This is a genomic window from Sphingobium sp. D43FB (assembly GCF_002312805.1).
Classification (GTDB): domain Bacteria; phylum Pseudomonadota; class Alphaproteobacteria; order Sphingomonadales; family Sphingomonadaceae; genus Sphingobium.
This window is the reverse complement of sequence record NZ_NMUA01000285.1, coordinates 1-382: the sequence shown is the minus strand read 5'-3', so window position 1 is coordinate 382 and position 382 is coordinate 1. Positions and strand designations below refer to the sequence as shown.

Here is a 382-nt window from a genome sequence, read left to right as displayed (position 1 = left end):
ATCATCCACGGCCGGCTGGACATCGCCTTCTTCGTCTTCGTGGCCGCCGGGGTGTCGGACGCGCTGGATGGCTGGCTGGCCCGCCGCCAGGGCAGCCATTCCACGCTCGGCGCCATGCTCGACCCGGTGGCCGACAAGGCGCTGCTGATCTGCACCTATGTGTCGCTCGCCATCATTGGCGTGCTGCCGGACTGGCTGGCCCTGCTGGTGGTGTTCCGCGACCTGCTGATCATGGGCGGCGTCACGCTGTTCACCCTGCTCGGCGCGCCGCCGCCCATCCAGCCGCTGCGCATCTCGAAAGCCAACACCGTGGCGCAGATCGCCCTCGCCGCGCTGGCGCTGCTGCTGGCGGGCTTCGGCCTGAGCGGCGCATGGCTGCTCG

1 protein-coding gene is annotated in these 382 nt (G+C 70.4%); it reads left to right on the top strand.

Annotated features, from left to right (window positions below; translation table 11 throughout):
• A partial coding sequence (locus tag SxD43FB_RS24435) for a CDP-alcohol phosphatidyltransferase family protein (RefSeq protein WP_141249680.1) occupies positions 1–382 on the top strand: 382 nt, incomplete at both ends.